The sequence below is a fragment of the Schlegelella aquatica genome, from assembly GCF_026013905.1.
In the GTDB taxonomy this organism is placed as follows: domain Bacteria; phylum Pseudomonadota; class Gammaproteobacteria; order Burkholderiales; family Burkholderiaceae_C; genus Caldimonas; species Caldimonas aquatica.
In genome coordinates, this window is the sequence record NZ_CP110257.1 from 2,326,787 (window position 1) to 2,345,191 (window position 18,405).

The window sequence follows — 18,405 nt, forward strand, 5'->3', positions numbered from 1 at the left end:
CGTGGTGGCCTGCAAGGACCGCGGATCCAGACCACAATGGGCGACCCACACTGCGAAACTGCCATGGCTCACAGCATCGACGTCACCCACAACCCCGAGCGCCAGCGCTTCGAAGCCCTCATCGAGGGGCAGTTGAGCGTGGCCGACTACCAACTGCGAGACGGGGTCATGCACATGACCCACACCGGCGTGCCATCGGCCCTCCAGGGCCGGGGAATCGCCGCAGCCCTCGTGCGCGAGGCGCTGGCCCATGCCGAGCGCGAGGGCCTCAAGGTCAACCCCTTGTGCTCTTACGTGCGGCGCTACATGGAGCGCCACCCGGAGACGGCGAAGTTGCGCGCATGAGCAAGCGGCTCCCGGACTCGGCACACCAGGTGCTCGAGTTCTGGTACCTCCGGCCCGAACAGCCGGGCCATGGGCAACCGCGACGCGAGTGGTTCCTGAAGGACGCGTCCTTCGATGCCGCGATACGCCGGCAGTTCGGTGGGTTGATCGAGTCCGCGCTCGCGGGCGGGCATCGGGAGTGGGATGCCGTGCCCGCGGGCCGGCTGGCGCGCATCCTGGTGCTGGACCAGTTCACCCGCAACGCCTTCCGCGACACGCCGCGCGCATTCGCAGGCGATGCACTCGCGCTCGACGCGGCCTGCGCACTGGCCGACCAGGGGCTGGACCGCGAGTTGGCGCCCCTGCAGCGTTGGTTCGCCTACATGCCGTTCGAGCACGCGGAAGACCTCGCCGCCCAGGAGCGCAGCGTGGAGCTCTTCACCCGGCTCTGCACCGAGTACCCGGACTTAGACGGCGCCTTGCATTACGCCCGTCTCCACCGCGACATCATCGCCCGCTTCGGCCGCTTCCCGCATCGCAATGCCATCCTCGGCCGCCCCTCGACACCGGAAGAACTGGCCTTCCTGCAACAACCCGGCTCCGGCTTCTGACGTCGGCACCGAAGGTCAGCTCTTCAAACGCGCGCCCCGCGCGATCAGCTCCACTTGCGGGCGGTGACGAGGAAAGAAGCCCAACCGCGGAGCAGCGTAGTCCATGAGGTAGAGCTGACGATCACGGACCACTCCGTACGCCACCCCCTGCAGCCGCACGTCGTCGCCCTTGCGCACCAGCAGGTACTCGAACCGGAAGCCCGGCGCGCCGAGGAACTCCACCGGCTCCAGGCGAGACAAGGTGAAGCTCGATCCGTCGCGGGTCAACAGGCCTTGGTACAGCGAGACGATCTCGTGCGCAGGCATGGCCGCCTTGAACACGAGAGGCCGCGCGTCCTTGGCCACCGGCGCCAGGGTAGCTCCGTCGGGCAAGCCGACGAAGAAGTGCAACCGGTCCACGCTCAGGCCGTCCACCGTCCAGGTGGTGGCCGTCGGCACCACCTTCAGCGCCGACTGGTTCCACGAGCCATCGAGCTTGACCACGAGCTTGCCGTCCACCACGGTTTCACCGGGTCCGACTTTCGTCATTTGGGCACACCCGGCAAGGACGAGGGCCACGACAAAGAGGAGCAGTCGCTTCATGAACCGAGTTCCGTAAGGTAGTGTTGAATGAGAGCCGCATCCGCGGCCTGAGGCGCGGCATCCAGGTATCGCTTGAACGAGTTTCGCGCCGCGGGCCGATCCGCCCGCTGCAGGTAGACATATCCGAGACTGCGGTGCAGCGCCGGGGGCTCGCTGCCACGGGCGAGGGCCTGCTGGAAGTCCTCCAGCGCGAGCTCGGCGTCGCCGGGCCCGTTACGCAGGCGCCTCGCCTCTCCGCGGAAGTACAGCAGGTCCGCGCGCTCGGGCTGGCGACGCAAGAGCCGTTCGCACAGGACGAGCGTCTCGTCGTACTGCGCGCGCCGAAGCTCGTCTTCCATCAGTTCGTACAAGAACGGCGCGATGCGCCGGGCATATTCCTGCTCGCCCGTGGCGCCGCCGCCTTCACTGGCCAGTACCTTGAGCGAGGCACTGCGCTCGTCCGTGGCCGGATGGGTGGCGAACAGCACACTCTTCTTGGCCGGGTCCCCGCCGGCGCCCGCGGCCAGTTCTTCACGCAGGTTGTCCCAGACCTTCGCCGCCTCGCGGGGATCGTAGCCCGCCTCCCGCATCAATCGCAGTCCGAGCACGTCGGCTTCCCGCTCGTGCTCTCGCGAGTAAGCATAGGCCCCGGCGAGCAGGGCCAGTTGCGCGATGAGCCCCACCCCCCCGAGTGCGACGCCGAGGATCTGGCCGAAGGCGCTGCGCGAGCGGGCGTCGCGCAGGCGCTCGAGCGCATGACGGCGCAGGTAGTGACCGATCTCGTGCCCCAGCACCGCCGCCAACTGCGCCTCGTTTTCTACCCGCAGCAGCAGGCCCGTCCACACCTGCATCATCCCGTTGGGCGCCATGCTGGCGTTGAACCACGGCGTGCGCACCGGATACACCCGGATGTCGGGACAATGCTCGCCGGCAAGCCGGCATGCGAGCCCGTGCAGGTACTCGCGCAGCCCGTGGTCGCGCACCACGAACGGGCTGCGGCGCAATCGGGTCTCCTCCCGGTCCATCAAGGCCCACAACCCACCCTCATCCGTGGCGAGGTCGGGACGGGAGAAGCGCCCAGGCAAGCTCAAGACCGCCGGCTCTTGCGCCCATGCGCCACGGGCAAGCCAGCCGGCGCAATGAGCGCAGCCGAGGGCGACCAGGGCGCGCCGCTTCATTTCCTGGTGACAGGAAACCCGGCGAGCAGCGCATTGACCGATTCGAACGCCTTGGACTCCTCGCGCAAGTCCCCGACACCCCGGGCAAGCTGGTTGAACCACACCACGCGGCCGGTCTCGAGATCGACGAGCGAGGCGTAGCCGATCTGCACCCCGCCGCTGATGCCCACACCGAGCGCCGCGAGCACGATCATTGTCGCGACCCGCTCGGCGCTGGCGTAGCTGTCACGAACCCAGGTGAACAACCCGTACCGCGCGCCCGTGCGCTCCTGCAACACCTTCATCGTGTCACCGAAGGTCCAATCGAGCTTGCCTTCCTTGGTGGGAAGCGCCCACGCACCGCCGAAGCTGTGATGCAAGGCAATGGCCTGCGCCACGGCGGCGTGCAAATGAAGAACTTCGGCCAGTTCGTCGGCGGAGGCGTCATCCATCTCGTCTGAACGAAGCCCCAACTGCGCCACCCTCGCCTTGAGGGCATTGCGGATATGCGTTTGGGCTTGTGCCGTCCAATCGGCACGCGGCTCGAGGACGCCGCCGGCGCTGATGGAGAAGAGCTCGACGTCCAGCGGCGCGACGATCACTTTGGCGTCGGCCGGAAGCGCATCGAACCCCGGGGCCAGATGCTTCGACTGCGCCCGGGCCGCCGGCGCAACGAGGGCGAACAGAACCAGAACGGCCGCTGGCAACACCATGGCGAGCCAGCGCGAGACGAGGCGGTCGACGCGTGTAGACAAGGTTCCCTCCAAGGACGCGCAGCATTCGTGGGGCCTTTTCCAAAGGGCCGCGCTGCGTCATCGGTTCATGCAAGACACAAGCTTAACGATCTTTTACGAGGAAGAAGGCGAGAAATCATTGCCCTTGCTCACCAAGCCCGCTACTCCTGCTGAAAAGAACAGGGAAAGCCGCCTCGGTGTCGCGAAACGGTGACAGCGTCCCACGGCGGCACGACCACCACCCGGCCCCCAGGCCTTGCCCCGCGCGGCTTCCGGCGATCGTTGCCGAAACGGAAATGCGCTATTGAGGAAACTCGACCACCCAAGTCAAGAGGGTGAACCCTAAGCTTGCCGCTCGTTCGAGTGCCGGGGCTTGAGCCCGGGCCTCGACGCACGGTCGCCGCCCACGGCGGCGAAGTTCCAACGACAAGGAGATCTCATGGCAATCAAGAAGCTGGCTCTGTCCGCTCTCGCTCTGGCGGCAGCCGGTGCCGTTCAGGCGCAGAGCTCGGTCACCATCTACGGCGTGGCCGATGCGTTCCTGCAGGTCGCCGACGGCGACGAAACCCTCACCCGTTTGCAGTCCGGCGGCCTGAACGGCTCGCGGCTGGGCTTGCGCGGCGTGGAGGATCTGGGCGGCGGTCTGCGCGCGCTGTTCACGCTGGAACACGGCATCAACCTCGACGACGGCTCGGTCGGCCAGAGCGGCGTGTTTTGGGGTCGCCAGGCCTTCGTCGGCCTGGGCTCCTCGACCGCCGGTCAGCTGACGCTGGGCCGTCAGTACAGCAGCCTGTATCTCGCGTCCGGTGACTTCAGCGCCTTCACCAACAGCAGCTATGGTCCCAGCACGACGGTCATCGGCGGGTTCGGCCCAGGCAGCGCCTACGAGCCGGTGCGCGGCGGAGGCTCCTCGACGAACTTCACCGGCGGCCCGGCCCGGGTGAACAACTCGATCAAGTACGAAACCCCGTCGTTCAACGGTTTCCGTGTGGGTGCCCTGTGGGGTTTCGGTGAGAACACGGCCGGCGTGGGCAAGACGCGCGTGGCCGACATCTACGCGCGCTACACCGCCGGCCCCCTGGACGCGATGCTGTCCTACGTCGACGACAAGAACGAGTCCGCCCTGAAGGCCCGCACCACCACCCTCGCCGCGGCCTACAGCTTCGGCAACGCGCGGGTGATGGGCGGCTACCTCCACTTCAACGACGGCACCGCCGCCAACGCGGATGGCAAGGGCGCCTGGCTGGGGGGCGACTACCGCTTCGGCAGCCACCTGGTGCGTGCGCAGTACGTGCTGAGCAACCCGAAGGGCGGCAACAACGACACGCAGGCCTTGGGCGTGGGCTATCAGTACGACTTCTCCAAGCGCACCGCCCTGTACACGTCGCTCACGCAGTTCCGCAATGACGACAACGTGGCGGGCAGCACGCGCACCCGCTGGCACGGCTCGGTGCCGAGCGGTCTGACCACCGCCGACGACAACGACATCACCGAGTTCGTCGTCGGCGTGCGTCACTCGTTCTAAGCACGCCCGGCGCCCAGGCGGCGGGGGTGCTCGCCGCCGGGTGACTCCCCACGTCCCTGCGCGGCACGCCGCAACCGTGCCGCCAGGCTTCCCAGGTTGAACAAGAGGTTTCCGACCTCCTTCGGGCTTGGACGCGGCATCGGCCGCATCCAAGCCATTTTTTTGGAGGGCAGCAGTCCCTGGGGCGAGGGTGCGGCTTACTCGTCGTCGCCGCCCAGGACGCTGCCGAGCAACCCGCCGCCGGCGAAACCGCCGAGCAGAGAGCCCTCCTCACGAGAGCCCCCGAGTTGCGGTGCCGCGGCGAACACGCGCGAGGCCAGCCGCGAGAACGGCAAGGACTGAAGCCACACCGTGCCCGGGCCGGTCATCTTGGCCAGGAACACGCCCTCGCCGCCGAAAAGAGCCGTCTTGATCTTGCCCACGTACTGAATCTCGAACTCGACACTGGGCGTGTAGGCGACGACACAGCCGGTGTCGATCAGCAGCGTCTGGCCCGGCTGCAACTCGCGCTTGACCACCGTGCCGCCCGCATGCACGAAGGCCAGCCCGTCGCCATCGAGCCGCTGCATGATGAAGCCTTCGCCTCCGAAGAAGCCGACCGACAGCTTCTGCTGGAACGCGACGCCCAGCGACACGCCTCGCGCCGCACAGAGGAACGAGTCCTTCTGGCACAGCAAGGTGCCGCCCAGGCTGCGCAGGTCCATCGGCAGGATCTTGCCCGGGTACGGGGCGGCGAAGGCCACGCGCTTCTTGCCGGAGGCCTGGTTGGTGTAGACGGTGGTGAACAGCGACTCGCCGGTGATGAGCCGCTTGCCCGCGCCGAGCAGCTTGCCGAAGAAGCCGCCCTGCTGCTTGGAGCCATCGCCGAACACCGTGTCCATCTCGATGCCGGCGTCCATGAACATGAGGCTGCCGGCCTCGCCGATCGCCGCTTCGCCGGGATCGAGTTCGATCTCGACGAACTGCATCTCCGCACCGCGGACCTCGTAGTCGACCACATCCATCGCCATCGCAGATCTCCTTCCGACGTACCGAAAACGGGCGCGATGGTAGCCGAAGCCGGCACGCCCGCCTCAAAGGCGGGCCTGGAGCAGGGCCACGTCCAGCCAGCGGTCGAACTTGTAGCCGCCTTCCTTGATGATGCCCGCCACGTCGAATCCGAGCGAGCGGTGCAAGCGCACCGAGGCTTCGTTGGCGGCGTCGACGACCCCGACCATCACGTGGAAGCCCCGCCGACGCGCGTGAGCCATCACCGGCGCCATGAGCAGCTTGCCCACGCCACGGCCGCGCCAGTCGGCGTGCAGGTACACCGAGTGTTCGCAGGTGAAGCGCCAGCCTTCGCGCGGGCGGAACAGTCCATACGTCGCATAGCCCGCGATGCGCCCGTCGAGCGTGGTCGCGACGAAGAAGCCATGCCCGTCGCTGCGCTTGAGCTCCCACTGCGCGACCTGCTCCTCGAGCGTGCGCTCCGCATACTGATAGGTCGAGGTGCTGGTGCGCACTTCGTGGTTGTAGATCGCGAGCACCTGCGCCATGTCGGCCTTCTCGGCCGGGCGCACGAGGAGGCCGGCCGACAGGTCGAGGCGCATCAGGGTGGCAGGCGCCCCACGCCGGCCGTCCAACTCTTGCGACTCCAACTCCTGCACCTCCAGGAGGGCTGCGGGGGCAGCCTGCGACGGCGCGATGCGAAAGCCGTGCAGCGCCCAGTAGTCCTGCGCGTCCTCGCTGCGCAGCCAGACTTCGCGCACGCCCGCCTCCAGCGCCCGGTGCAGCGCTGCCAGCACCACGGCGCGGCCCAGACCTTCGGCGCGCCGCGCGGGGTCCACCGCCACCGAGCGCAGCAGCGCAACCTCGCCCCGTCGCTCGATCGCGGCGCACGCCGCGACATGCGGCTGCTCCCGCACCACGAAGAACTCGCCCGTCTCGACACGAAAGTGCTCACGGCCCAGCCCGCAGCGGGCCAGCAGCGCGGCGATCTCCGCGCGATCGTGTGGGGCTGCAGGAACGGCGCTGAAAGAACAGGGTGGAAGCAGGCTCGACACCTTCACGCTCCTCTCGTTGGTGTGAAGGCGTGATCCTCACACAAATCGCGGGCTTTCAGCCTTCTGCGATCCGACGCGCGATGTGCGCGAGCGCCTCCTCGACCTGATCGATCAGCACCAGACACAAGTCGCCCGGGCGCAGGCGCTCGAGCGCCGTGTCGATGGCGAGGAACTCGCCCCGGATCTGGTCGACACGCCGCGTGCGGGGAGCCCCTTCCAAGCCTTCGCGCAGCAACGCGAGCACCTCGCCGTCGGCGCGGCCGCGCTGGCATTGGTCTTGATAGAGGATCGCTTCGTCGAACGCTTTGCCGAGGATGCGCGTCTGCGCGCGAAGGTCCTCGTCGCGCCGGTCCCCGGCACCGCTGATGACGACGATGCGCCGCTCGCCGGGCATCGCCTCCACGGCCCCCACCAGGGCTGCCATCGCGTCGGGGTTGTGCCCGTAGTCTGCGATCAGCGTCGCGCCGCGATAAGTGAAGACGTTGAAGCGACCGGGCGCGTTGTCGGCATCGTTCTCGAAGGTGAGCAAACCCATGCGCACCACCTCCCAGTCGATGCCGAGCGCCCACGCGGCGGCCGTGGCCGCCATCACGTTCTCGACCTGGAAGCCGATCGTGCCGCCGCGGGTGATCGGGATCTCGGCCAGCGGGATGCGATGCACCACCGGCCCCTCGGCCGCGACGATCTGGCCGTCTTGCACGAACACGACGCGCTTGTTCTGCGCACGGTGCGCTGCCATCAGCGGGTGATAGCGGTCCATCGCGAAGAACGTGACCGAGCCGGGGCAGTTGTCTGCCATGCGGGCCACGACCGGGTCGGCCGCGTTGAGCACCGCCACGCCGTCGGGCGCCACGTTCTGCACGATGACGCGCTTGACCACGGCGAGGTCCTCGACCGTGGTGATGTAGTTGAGGCCGAGGTGATCGCCCTCGCCGATGTTGGTGACCACGGCCACCTTGCAGCGGTCGAAGGCGAGCCCCTCGCGCAGGATGCCGCCGCGGGCCGTCTCGAAGACGGCTGCATCCACGTCGGGGTGCATGAGCACCTTGCGGGCGCTGCGCGGGCCGCTGCAATCGCCGGTGTCGATGCGACGCGAGCCGATGTAGACGCCGTCGGTGTTGGTCATGCCGACCCGCAAGCCCTGGCGCGAGAGGATGTGCGCGATGAGCCGCACCGTCGTCGTCTTGCCGTTGGTGCCCGTCACGGCCACCACGGGGATGCGGCCGTCCTCGCCCTCGTCGAACATGTTGGCGATCACCGCCTCACCCACCGCGCGGCCCTTGCCGTACGAGGGGCTCAAGTGCATGCGCAGCCCGGGCGCCGCGTTCACCTCGACGATGCCGCCGCCCTGCTCTTCGAGCGGCTGCAACACCGTCTCGCAGACGACGTCCACGCCGCAGATCTCCAGACCCACCATCCGCGCAGCCGCCACGGCGCGGGCAGCCACTTCGGGGTGCACGTCGTCCGTCACGTCGGTGGCGGTACCGCCGGTGCTCAGGTTGGCGTTGTTGCGCAGCACGACGCGCAAACCCTTGGGCGGCACCGACTCCGGCGTGAACCCCTGCAGCTCCAGGCGCGCCAACGCGATGTCGTCGATGCGGATCTTGGTGAGCGACGTGGCGTGACCGTCGCCGCGCCTCGGGTCCTGGTTCACCTGATCCACCAGCTGGCGCACGGTGTGCACCCCATCGCCGATCACATGAGGCGGGTCGCGGCGAGCCGCGGCCACGAGCTTGTCGCCCACGACCAGCAGACGGAAGTCGTAGCCCGGGATGAAGCGCTCGACCATCACCTCCTCGCTGATCGCCACCGCCGCGCGGTAGGCGATCGTCAGGTGATCGACCGTCTGGATGTTGACGGTCACGCCCTTGCCCTGGTTGCCGTCGCGCGGTTTGACGACCACCGGCCAGCCGATCTCCTCGGCCGCGGCGATGGCGTCTTCCACGCTGCTGACCGGCCGGCCGAGCGGCACGGGCACACCCGCGGCGTGCAGCAGCTTCTTGGTCAGCTCCTTGTCCTGCGCGATCGACTCGGCGATCGCACTGGTGCGGTCCATCTCGGCGGCCTGGATGCGCCGCTGCTTGCTGCCCCAGCCGAACTGCACCAGGCTGCCTTCGGTCAGGCGCTGATACGGAATGCCGCGCGCCACCGCAGCCTGCACGATGGAGCCGGTGCTCGGCCCCAGCCGCACGTCCTCGTCGAGCTCACGCAACCGGGCGAGCGCGCCGGCCAGATCGAAGCTGCGGTCCTCGGCCGCGGCGCGCACCAGCGCCTCGGCCAGCTCGAACGCCAGGCGCCCGACGACCTCCTCGCTGTACTCCACCACCACCTGGTAGACGCCCGGTTCCACCGTGGGGGTGCAGCGGCTGAAGGTGACCGGACAACCGGCTTGCGCCTGCAAGCCCAGCGCCGCCTGCATCAGCGCATGCGCCATGCTGATGGGGCCGTCACCGCCGAGCGGGCGCAGCGGCCCGATCTCGGGGAACAGGGCCCGCAGGCGCCCTTCGAAGCCGGGCATCGACTCGAGCCGGCGCTCGGCCTCGGTGCAGGAGACGACCGCCTCGATGGCGGTGTGCCGGCTCCACAGGTTCGGACCGCGCAGGGCCCGCAGTCGTGATACTTCCATTCGATTCACTCTTTCAGAGAGTCGCCGGACCGACCCCGCGGGGCCGGTCGCCGGGGGCGCGCCGCAGGACCACCGCGCCCGGGCCGCTCACCACTCACGCCGCCAGCGCCAGCGGCGCAGGGGCCGCGGCGGGCTCGGGACAGCGAGGCACCTCCGGTTGGAACGTCTTGATGCCGGCACGGATGAGGTCCGGCGCGAGGCCCAGCGCCCAGGCTGCGCCGACGGCGGCCAACAGGGCGGCGAGCATCTCGGGCGCCGGGACCGCGGGCGCTTGCGGCAGGCAACGCAACTCGATCAGGGGCGTTTCCTCGCGCCCACGGGCCAGCACCACGCGCGGCCCGCGCACGAACACCGCCCGGCCGCCCGCCGCCACGTGCGACTCGATCACCGGGTGCGCGGCTTCGCGCCCGTAGAAGAGCACGTCGCCATCGCACAGCGAGGCCATGCGCACCACCCGCTCGTCCTCCGCGTTCAGCACGGCCGTGCCCTCGGGTAGCACCACGTCCACCTGCGTGCGCAGCACGTCGTAGAGTTGCTCGCCCGTCTCGACGTAGCAATCGGGCACGACGCCCGCGCCACTGACGTCCGTCACCACGCCCACCTGGCAGCGGTCGTACGCGAGACCCTCGGTGAGGATGGCGCGCGCCCCGTTCTCGATGACGGCTGCTTCCACCGCGCGGTTCATCAGCAGGCGTTGAGCGGCTTCCCAGGTCGCGCAGGGCTTGGCATCCACCCGCCGGCGGTTGAGGTACAGCCCGTCGCCGCAGGCCACGCCGGTGTGCCGGCCGCCCAGGTGGATCAGCCAGGCCGCAAGGCGCGAGACCAGCGCCGTGCCGCGCGTGCCGGTCACGCCCACGACGGGGATACGGCCATCTTCCTCGGCCGGGAAGAGATGGTTGACGATCTCCCGGCCCACCGGGCGCGGCTGGCCCTCGGCCGGCTTCAGGTGCATGAGCAGACCCGGCCCGGCGTTGACCTCGACGATGGCGCCGCGCTGCTCGGCGAGCGGGCGCGAGACGTCCTCGGCCACCAAGTCCACACCGGCGATGTCCAGCCCGACCACGCGCGCGGCCAGGGAGGCCATCTCGGCCACGTCGGGGTGCACCTGGTCGGTCACGTCGATCGCCAGGTTGCCGTTGCGCAGCACGCGCACCGTCTGACCGGCCGGCGGCACCGACTCCTTCGTGTAGCCCTGCCGCTCCAGCTCGAGCCTCACGTGCGGGTCGTCGACGCGCACGATGTCCAGCGGGAAGATCTCGTCCTCGCCGCGCCGCGGGTCGCTGTTGATCTGCTTGGCGACGAGCTCGGCCACCGTGGAGCGGCCGTCCCCCACCACCGAGGCCGCGTCGCCGCGCGAGGCGGCCACGACCCGCCCGCCGACGACGAGCAGGCGATGCTCGTAACCGGGCACGAAGCGTTCGACGATCACCTCGCTGCCCTCGGCGAGCGCCACCTCGTAGGCGGCCTCGACCTGCTCTTTCGTCGTCAGTTCGATCGACACGCCGCGCCCGTGGTTGGCATCGGAGGGCTTGACCACCACCGGCACGCCGATCTCCTCGGCCGCGTCCCATGCGTCGGACGGACTCGACACCACGCGCCCCTCGGGGACGGGCACGCCGCAGGTCTCGAGCAGACGCTTGGTGAGGTCCTTGTCGCTGGAGATGCTCTCGGCGATCGCGCTGGTGCGGTCGGTCTCGGCCGTCCAGATGCGGCGCTGACGCGCGCCGTACCCCAGTTGCACCAGGTTGCCCTCCGTGAGCCGGATGTGCGGAATGCGGCGGTCGGTGGCCGCCTCCACGATGCACGCCGTGCTGGGGCCCAGGCACAGTCGGTCCACCATCTCGCGCAGCCGCTGCACGGTGCCGGCCACGTCGAACGGCCGGTCCTCGATCGCCGCCATCACGAGATCGCGCGAGGCTTGCAGCGCGGCGCGGCCGACCTGCTCCTGCCGCGTGCGGAAGACGAGCTTGTACACGCCCCGCTTGGAGGTGGAGCGGGCCTTGCCGAAGCCCGTTTGCATGCCGGCCATGTTCTGCAACTCGATGGCCACGTGCTCCATGATGTGCGCGGGCCAGGTGCCCTCGCGCAAGCGCTGGAGGAAGCCACCGCGCTCGCCCACACCGCAGCGGTGCTCGACGAGCCCCGGCAGCCAGCTGCTCAGGCGCTCGTACAGGCCGGGAATCATGTTGGACGGGGACTCCTCCAGCTCGCCGATGTCCACCCAGGCTTCCAGCACGGGCCGGTACGTCCAGATGTTGGGGCCGTCGAGGTACAGAACGCGCAAGATGCGGATGTCTTTGTGGCTCATGGCTGGGGTCGCACGTGGGAGTCGGATCGGGGGGTCGAGAGGCCGGGCGCCCCGGCGCCACCCGTGCGCAAGCGCACACCGTGGGCGGCCCGGCGCCCGGCGGGGTCGGCCGAGCGGGCGGTATTGTCAACCGCGAAAGGGGGCTGTGCGTGAGAGAGCAGTTGGCCTTGCACGCTGGGATAAGCTTGCAGCCCCTTGCTCGGCGCACGCGCACCCCGGCTCCCGGGCGTGCCCTGCCCCCTGGCGCTCTCGCGCCGCACCGCTTTCGACAATGACAAACCGACCCCCAATGACGAAGATTGAACCGGACCCGGCCACTGGCGCCTGGCGCAAGGAACTCGGGCACCGGCTGGTTGAAGGTGAAAACGTCCTGGCGGCGCTCCCGGTTGACTTGGACGCGTCCTTGCGCTTCGGCCAGGGGTGGCTGGTTGTGACAAACCGTCGCCTGCTGGGCCGGATGCCGGGGGCCGAACCGTGGTCGGAGTGGACGCTCACCTCCGGCTTGAGCTTGCAGCTGGCTGAACAATCCGGCGTCGGCACGGTCGAGCTGGGCAACGGCGAGCGGTTGCTCGCCCGGTGGCACTACACCCTGGCGCACCAGCGCGAGGCCCAGCGCCTCGTCCAGCGTTTCGGTCAACAGGTGGAGAGCCTGGCCCACGGCACGCCCCTGCCGGCCCCGGAGCGGGCCTGCGAACGCTGCGACCTGCCGCTGGAGCCCGACGAGGAGGAATGCCCTCGCTGCACCCCGGAGCCCGAGTCCACCTCCCCCTCGACCTGGACGCTGCTGCGTCTGTGGCGCTTTGCCCGGCCCTACCGCTGGCAGCTGCTGGCCGGCTTCCTGCTGACGCTGGGCTCCACCGGAGCGACGCTGGTCCCCCCCTACCTCACGATGCCGTTGATGGACGAGGTGCTGATCCCCTACCAGAACGGCAAACCCATCGAGCCCGAAGTGGTGGCGCTCTACCTGGCCGGCCTGCTCGGCGCGGCACTCGTGGCCTGGCTGCTCGGCTGGGCGCGCACCTACATCCTCGCGCTCGTGTCCGAGCGCATCGGCGCGGACCTGCGGACCACCACCTACGAGCACCTGCTCAAGCTCTCGCTGGAGTACTTCGGCGGCAAGCGCACCGGCGATCTGATGGCGCGCATCGGCTCCGAGACCGACCGCATCAACATCTTCCTGTCGTTGCACCTGCTGGACTTCGCCACCGACGTGCTGATGATCGCGATGACCGCGCTCATCCTGTTCTCCATCAACCCGTGGCTCGCGCTGGTGACGCTGCTGCCGCTGCCGTTCATCGCCTGGCTGATCCACATCGTGCGCGAGCGGCTGCGCACCGGTTTCGAGAAGGTCGACCGCGTCTGGTCGGAGGTCACCAACGTGTTGGCCGACACCATCCCCGGCATCCGCGTCGTCAAGGCCTTCGCCCAGGAAAAGCGCGAGGCCCAGCGCTTCCGCGACGCCAACCGCCACAACCTCGCGGTCAACGACAGGCTCAACCGCACGTGGTCGCTCTTCTCGCCCACCGTCTCGCTGCTGACGGAGGTGGGCCTGCTGGTCGTCTGGGGTTTCGGCATCTGGCTGATCGCCAAGGACCAGATCACCGTGGGCGTGCTCACGGCCTTCCTCGCCTACATCGGCCGCTTCTACACCCGGCTCGACTCCATGAGCCGCATCGTCTCGGTCACGCAGAAGGCGGCGGCGGGCGCCAAGCGCATCTTCGACATCCTCGATCACGTCTCCAGCGTGCCGGAGCCCGCCCAGCCGGTGCCCATGCCTGAAGTCAAGGGCCGCATCGACGTGCGCAACGTGCGGTTCCGCTACGGCCACCGGGAGGTGCTCAAGGGGGTGAGCCTGTCGATTGCGCCGGGCGAGATGATCGGCCTGGTCGGCCACAGCGGCTCGGGCAAGAGCACGCTGGTCAACCTGATCTGCCGCTTCTACGACGTCACCGAGGGCTCGATCCGGGTGGATGGGACCGACATCCGCTCGGTGGCGGTGGCCGACTTCCGCCGTCACATCGGCCTCGTGCTGCAAGAGCCCTTCCTCTTCTTCGGCACCATCGCCGAGAACATCGCCTACGGCAAGCCCGACGCCACGCGCGAGGAGATCATCGCCGCCGCGCGCGCCGCGCACGCCCACGAGTTCATCATGCGCCTGCCGCACGGCTACGACTCGCTCGTCGGCGAGCGCGGCCAGGGTCTGTCGGGCGGCGAGCGTCAGCGCATCTCCATCGCGCGCGCGCTGCTGATCGACCCGCGCATCCTCATCCTCGACGAGGCGACCTCGTCGGTCGATACCGAGACGGAGAAGGAGATCCAGAAGGCGCTCGACAACCTGGTGCAGGGTCGCACCACCATCGCGATCGCGCACCGCCTCAGCACGCTGCGGCGCGCCGACCGCCTCGTCGTCATGGACCGCGGCGAGATCGTCGAGGTGGGCCCGCACGACGAACTGATGGCACGCAAGGGCGCGTACTGGCGCTTGTACGAGGCCCAGGCCCGCAACGTGGACCACGAGTCCCCCCTGCCCGAACCGGGCTCCTGGGAGAAGGACGGCGCCGCCCGCGCCGCCTGACCCGCTGACGAGCACCCCCATGCCCGCAACCCCTACCATGCCTTGCGACCTCGACCTGCACCGCAACCCGCGCGGCCGTCTCGTGCTCACCGCCCCTGACGGGCACGTGCACGAAGGGGTGACGCCGGTGCGTGCCTTCCCGCTTTCGGCGCCCGACGAGGGCGTCTCCCTCGTCGGCCCCGACGGCCACGAACTCGCCTGGATCGACCGCCTGTCCGCCCTGCCGGAGCCCCTGCGGCAGCTGCTCGAGCAAGAGCTCGCCGTGCGCGACTTCGCGCCGCGCATCCGCCGGCTCGTCCACGTCTCCAGCTTCGCCACGCCCAGCACCTGGGAGGTCGAGACCGACCGGGGCCCCGCCCGGCTGCTGCTCAAGGCCGAGGAGGACATCCGTCGCCTGCCGGGCGGCGGCCTGCTCGTCACCGACGGCCACGGATTGCACTTCCGCATCGACGACCTGGGCGCCCTGGACAAAGCCAGCCGACGCATGCTCGACCGCTTCCTGGCCTGAAGAGCCGGCGGGTTCGCCCCCGGCCCGGCCACGTGCCTCGCCGTTGGAGCGAGAATCGGCGCTGCGGCCCCCACCGGGGCGCGTCTTCCAGTCCGTCGTGATCCGTCGCACGCAACAACTCCTCTGGCGCCTGTTGGCCCTGGCCGCCCTGGCCCTCGGATTCATCGGCATCTTCCTGCCGGTGATGCCGACCGTCCCGTTCGTGCTGCTCGCCGCGTGGGCGGCCGGGCGCGGCTGGCCTCAACTGGAGGTGTGGCTGCTCAACCACCCGCGTTACGGCACGCCGATCCGTGAGTGGCGCGAGTACGGCGCGGTCTCGCGCCGCGCCAAGTGGTTGGCCTGCACGATGATGGCCGGCAGCGCCGCGATGCTGTGGTTCGCCCAGGTGCCCACTTGGTTGCGCGGCACCCTCTACGCGCTGCTGCTCATCGTCGCGGTGTGGCTGTGCACGCGCCCGGAGCGCAAGGTCCTCGGTGCCGACGCCGATCCTTCCCCGCCGGGGACGTCGGCACGCTGATCGCCCCGTCTTCTTTCTCTTCTTTCTATCGAGTGCGCCGCTCAGGCGGCCATGGGAAACGCGGCCGCCACGCGGTTCTTGCCGTCGCGCTTGGCGCGGTACATGGCCTGGTCGGCCAGGCGCACGAGTTGATCCGCCTCGTCGACCCCGTCAGCCGGGTACAAGGCGACCCCGATGCTGGCCGACAACCTCACCTCCTCGCCTGCGAGGGGGAACGGCTGGGACAACAGCTCGTTCAGTCGATCGACGAGCTTGAACGCCATCTCGCGGTCCGGCAGATCGGCGAGCACGGCCACGAACTCGTCGCCCCCGAGGCGCGCGAGCGTGTCCGTCGCCCGCAAGGCGTCCTGCATGCGCCTGGCGAGCGCGACGAGCAACGCATCGCCGGCATCGTGGCCGAGCCGGTCGTTGACGGGCTTGAAGCCGTCCAGGTCGACGAACGCCACCGCCACCAGCGTCTGGTAGCGCTTGGCGCGTGCGATCGCGTGCGCGAGGCGGTCGTGCAGCAACAGGCGGTTCGGCAGGCCCGTCAGCGCGTCGTGCGTGGCCGCCCGCTTGTACTCGTTCTTCAACTCGGCCAGGCGTGCCCGTTCGGTCAGCAACTGGCGCTGCTTGACGAGCAACAGGGCGACGAGGCCCGCGAGCACCACCGTGAGCCCGGAGCCCACGAGGATCGCCGCGCGGTACCGATCCCAGACGTCCTGCCACTTCAGCTCGCCCACCCGGTCGAAGGGCGGGAACCGCAGGCGGCGCATCACCTGTTCCACCGAGAGGTAGTCGGCCGGCGGGTTGAACCCGGCGATGAGGGCCGCCCGCGCAGCCGGATGATCGGGCGAGAGGCTGTAGAGCGCGCTGGCGATGCGCGCGACCTGCTCGCGCGGCAGGTGCGGCAGCACCACGAAAGGCCACTCGGGATACAGCCGCGTGGAGACCAGGTACGGATACTCCGCCAGCCGCTGCACGTGGATCGCCTCCACCGCACCTTCGAGTGCCGGGCTTTCGGCGCGCATGTGCTCCAAGATGCCGGTGCGGATGAATCCCGCCTCCACTCTGCCGCTGGTCACTGCATGGACCACGGCATCGTGAGAACCGAGGTCGACCAACTGAACATCACGCGGCACCCGTATGCCCACCTGCTCGAGCTCGTAGGCCTGCGCCGCGTAGCCACCCAGGAATCGCGTCCCCGGAATGCCGATGCGGCGGCCTTTGAGGTCCTTGAGCGTGCGCGGCGCCCCTTGGCGTGCCGGCACGATGATCACCCCCCCGAGGCTTTCGGTCGGCACCCCGTCCTCGATCGAGACCAGCGTCGCCAGGGCCCCCGTCAGGTGATTGCGTGCCCTCAGCTGCACATAGTGCACCGGGTTGGTCATCAACATGTCCATCCGACGGTGTGCGGCGGCATCCTCGAGTTCGTCCAGGGTGAGCACGTGCAGCTCCACCCGTGTCCCGAGACGCGATGCGAGGTAATCGGCAAGCGGCCGGAAGCGCTCCTCCATCACGGCCTTGGACCGGTACGCATACACGGCCAGTCGCAAAGGCGGCGCATCGACTGTCAGCGTGCTCGCGCCCGCCACGCCGGCCGCGAACCACCACGTGAGCCAGGTTGCGAGACACCACCCCGCCCATCGGCGTGCGAACCTCATCTGAGATCTCCCACCGGCTCGGTGGGCAGCCACCGCCCGTCCGCGAGGTCTTTCAGATCGTCGCCCCGAGCCACGAGACCGCCGGCCACCAGCACCCGGTTCACCGCCGCAGCCGTACGCGCCAGCTTCGGCGCCGCGCCGGACAGATAAGCGTGGTTGCGCTCCAGACCGGGCAATTCCAGGCCCGAGAAAGACCGCCGCACCGCTTCGACCGTCGTTCCCCGCCACGCCGCGATCCTGCGCAACGCGTCATCGGGGCTCACGCGCAGGTGCTCCAGGGCACGGAAGTGACTGGCGACGAGACCTCGCAGTGCCTCGTCCCTCCCGGCCACCCGGTCCCGACGGACCGCGAGCACGTCCAGGATCAGGTCGGGAAACGCACTGCTGTCCAACAGGCGCCGAGCCCCGAGGGCCGTCAGGCGACTCGCCACCGGCTCGTAGGTCACGGCCGCGTCGATGCGCCCTTCTTGCCAGGCACGCACCTGGCCGTCCGGCGGGATGTCCAGCACCTTCAGTTCGTCGCGTCGTAAACCCGAGAGTTCGAGCAGTTTGCTCAGGACCAGCTCGCCCGTGCCCGAATGCTCCACCGCCACCCGCCGGCCGACGAGATGGGACCATTCACGGATCTCGGGACGCACCAGCACCGCGTCCGCCCCGATGGAGTCGTTGAATACCAGCGCAGCGACCAGCGGCAGCCCTTCCGTGCGGGCCCTCATCATCTCATCCAGGGTGATGGCAGCCCCATCCAGCGATCCTTCAGCGAGCGCAGCCAAGGAATCGCCTGCCCGCCGCCCCTTGCGCAACTGCACGGCAGTCGGAATCCAGCCGAACTGCTCGGCCAGGAACAAGGACTCGTAGCCCGGCCAGGGATGCACGCCAAGGGCAAGCACCCCGCGCTCGGCGCTGCAGCCGATCAAGCCTGCACTTCCCCAGGCCACAGCCCCTTTCAGCCAGTCACGTCGGTGCACGATGGTCCTGCGATGTTCCCTCGACAGTCCGGACGCCGCTCACAAACGGCCGCGCCGGAAGCACAAGCAATATGTCATCGACCCCAGTCGCACGAACTTGAGCCCGTGCACACAAAAAAGACGGGATTCGACCCACGCTTCCGACGCCACACGCGTCCCGCACCAACGATACAGAGGCTGCTTCGCGAGCGTCAAGCAACTCGCCACGCGGGGCCTGCCAGCCCACACACCGCCCCTCACGGCGCACGACGTGCCGCGGGACCAGCACCTCGCCTTCGACGTCGCGTTCTGCGTCCCGCCGGCGCC

General features: G+C 69.3%; 15 protein-coding genes. 6 read left to right on the forward strand and 9 right to left on the reverse strand.

From position 1 onward, the window contains the following. Positions 1–63 precede the first annotated feature (63 nt). Together OMP39_RS10575 and OMP39_RS10580 are read left to right on the forward strand one after the other, a co-directional pair. Positions 64–345: a GNAT family N-acetyltransferase gene (locus tag OMP39_RS10575; RefSeq protein WP_264891690.1), complete on the forward strand. Its 282-nt coding sequence runs from the start codon at positions 64–66 to the stop codon at positions 343–345. Next, entirely contained in the window at positions 342–935 is a 594-nt protein-coding gene (locus OMP39_RS10580) for a DUF924 family protein (RefSeq protein ID WP_264891691.1), read from the forward strand. Before OMP39_RS10575 ends, OMP39_RS10580 begins: the two co-directional genes overlap by 4 nt. A gap of 15 nt (positions 936–950) precedes the next feature. On the opposite strand, the gene OMP39_RS10585 is transcribed toward OMP39_RS10580, so the two are convergent. The 3 genes from OMP39_RS10585 to OMP39_RS10595 all read right to left on the reverse strand — a co-directional run bounded on the left by OMP39_RS10585 (position 951) and on the right by OMP39_RS10595 (position 3,408). Beyond that, complete coding sequence (locus tag OMP39_RS10585) at positions 951–1,517, reverse strand: hypothetical protein (protein ID WP_264891692.1); 567 nt, start codon at positions 1,515–1,517, stop codon at positions 951–953. Further along, positions 1,514–2,587, reverse strand: coding sequence for a M48 family metallopeptidase (locus OMP39_RS10590; RefSeq protein ID WP_264891693.1), 1,074 nt, complete (start codon positions 2,585–2,587; stop codon positions 1,514–1,516). The genes OMP39_RS10585 and OMP39_RS10590 overlap by 4 nt, the downstream gene beginning before the upstream one ends. Positions 2,588–2,670: 83 nt before the next feature. Then, the gene (locus OMP39_RS10595) at positions 2,671–3,408 is read right to left on the reverse strand and encodes a hypothetical protein (protein ID WP_264891694.1); all 738 of its coding nucleotides are present in this window, start codon (positions 3,406–3,408) and stop codon (positions 2,671–2,673) included. 418 nt (positions 3,409–3,826) lie between these two features. Between OMP39_RS10595 and OMP39_RS10600 the strand changes: the two genes are divergently transcribed. Beyond that, the gene (locus OMP39_RS10600) at positions 3,827–4,912 is read left to right on the forward strand and encodes a porin (protein ID WP_264891695.1); all 1,086 of its coding nucleotides are present in this window, start codon (positions 3,827–3,829) and stop codon (positions 4,910–4,912) included. Between the two features lie 197 nt (positions 4,913–5,109). On the opposite strand, the gene OMP39_RS10605 is transcribed toward OMP39_RS10600, so the two are convergent. The 4 genes from OMP39_RS10605 to OMP39_RS10620 all read right to left on the reverse strand — a co-directional run bounded on the left by OMP39_RS10605 (position 5,110) and on the right by OMP39_RS10620 (position 11,888). After that, the gene (locus tag OMP39_RS10605; RefSeq protein WP_264891696.1) at positions 5,110–5,922 is read right to left on the reverse strand and encodes a TIGR00266 family protein; all 813 of its coding nucleotides are present in this window, start codon (positions 5,920–5,922) and stop codon (positions 5,110–5,112) included. Positions 5,923–5,985: 63 nt separating this feature from the next. Further along, positions 5,986–6,960: a GNAT family N-acetyltransferase gene (locus tag OMP39_RS10610; protein ID WP_264891697.1), complete on the reverse strand. Its 975-nt coding sequence runs from the start codon at positions 6,958–6,960 to the stop codon at positions 5,986–5,988. 49 nt (positions 6,961–7,009) lie between these two features. Beyond that, entirely contained in the window at positions 7,010–9,580 is a 2,571-nt protein-coding gene (gene cphA, locus OMP39_RS10615) for a cyanophycin synthetase (RefSeq protein ID WP_264891698.1), read from the reverse strand. Positions 9,581–9,674: 94 nt separating this feature from the next. Continuing rightward, positions 9,675–11,888 (reverse strand): cyanophycin synthetase, encoded by a 2,214-nt coding sequence (locus OMP39_RS10620; protein WP_264891699.1) that lies wholly within the window; start codon positions 11,886–11,888, stop codon positions 9,675–9,677. Positions 11,889–12,159: 271 nt separating this feature from the next. On the opposite strand from OMP39_RS10620, the gene OMP39_RS10625 reads away from it, so the two are divergent. The 3 genes from OMP39_RS10625 (at position 12,160) to OMP39_RS10635 (ending at position 15,488) form a co-directional block, all read left to right on the forward strand. Further along, the gene (locus tag OMP39_RS10625) at positions 12,160–14,463 is read left to right on the forward strand and encodes a cyanophycin metabolism-associated ABC transporter (RefSeq protein ID WP_425340627.1); all 2,304 of its coding nucleotides are present in this window, start codon (positions 12,160–12,162) and stop codon (positions 14,461–14,463) included. A 19-nt stretch (positions 14,464–14,482) separates the two neighbouring features. Next, positions 14,483–14,971, forward strand: a complete 489-nt coding sequence (locus tag OMP39_RS10630; RefSeq protein WP_264891701.1) for a cyanophycin metabolism-associated DUF1854 family protein — start codon at positions 14,483–14,485, stop codon at positions 14,969–14,971. A gap of 97 nt (positions 14,972–15,068) precedes the next feature. Then, positions 15,069–15,488, forward strand: coding sequence for a YbaN family protein (locus OMP39_RS10635; RefSeq protein ID WP_264891702.1), 420 nt, complete (start codon positions 15,069–15,071; stop codon positions 15,486–15,488). A gap of 41 nt (positions 15,489–15,529) precedes the next feature. Here OMP39_RS10635 and OMP39_RS10640 read toward each other — a convergent pair whose 3' ends face one another. Both OMP39_RS10640 and OMP39_RS10645 read right to left on the reverse strand, forming a co-directional pair. Further along, positions 15,530–17,131 carry a PhnD/SsuA/transferrin family substrate-binding protein gene (locus OMP39_RS10640; protein ID WP_264891703.1) on the reverse strand — a complete coding sequence of 534 codons (1,602 nt, stop codon included), beginning with the start codon at positions 17,129–17,131 and terminating at the stop codon, positions 15,530–15,532. Further along, a complete protein-coding gene (locus OMP39_RS10645) occupies positions 17,128–18,099 on the reverse strand; it encodes an ABC transporter substrate-binding protein (protein ID WP_264891704.1) in 972 nt (323 codons plus the stop codon). The genes OMP39_RS10640 and OMP39_RS10645 overlap by 4 nt, the downstream gene beginning before the upstream one ends. Positions 18,100–18,405 lie beyond the last annotated feature (306 nt).

Coding starts and splice junctions, on each gene's coding strand:
- OMP39_RS10575 (WP_264891690.1), top strand. CDS start 64: ATGGCTCACAGCATCGACGTCACCCACAACCCCGAGCGCCAGCGCTTC.
- OMP39_RS10580 (WP_264891691.1), top strand. CDS start 342: ATGAGCAAGCGGCTCCCGGACTCGGCACACCAGGTGCTCGAGTTCTGG.
- OMP39_RS10585 (WP_264891692.1), bottom strand. CDS start 1,517: ATGAAGCGACTGCTCCTCTTTGTCGTGGCCCTCGTCCTTGCCGGGTGT.
- OMP39_RS10600 (WP_264891695.1), top strand. CDS start 3,827: ATGGCAATCAAGAAGCTGGCTCTGTCCGCTCTCGCTCTGGCGGCAGCC.
- OMP39_RS10605 (WP_264891696.1), bottom strand. CDS start 5,922: ATGGCGATGGATGTGGTCGACTACGAGGTCCGCGGTGCGGAGATGCAG.
- cphA (WP_264891698.1), bottom strand. CDS start 9,580: ATGGAAGTATCACGACTGCGGGCCCTGCGCGGTCCGAACCTGTGGAGC.
- OMP39_RS10620 (WP_264891699.1), bottom strand. CDS start 11,888: ATGAGCCACAAAGACATCCGCATCTTGCGCGTTCTGTACCTCGACGGC.
- OMP39_RS10625 (WP_425340627.1), top strand. CDS start 12,160: ATGACAAACCGACCCCCAATGACGAAGATTGAACCGGACCCGGCCACT.
- OMP39_RS10630 (WP_264891701.1), top strand. CDS start 14,483: ATGCCCGCAACCCCTACCATGCCTTGCGACCTCGACCTGCACCGCAAC.
- OMP39_RS10640 (WP_264891703.1), bottom strand. CDS start 17,131: ATGAGGTTCGCACGCCGATGGGCGGGGTGGTGTCTCGCAACCTGGCTC.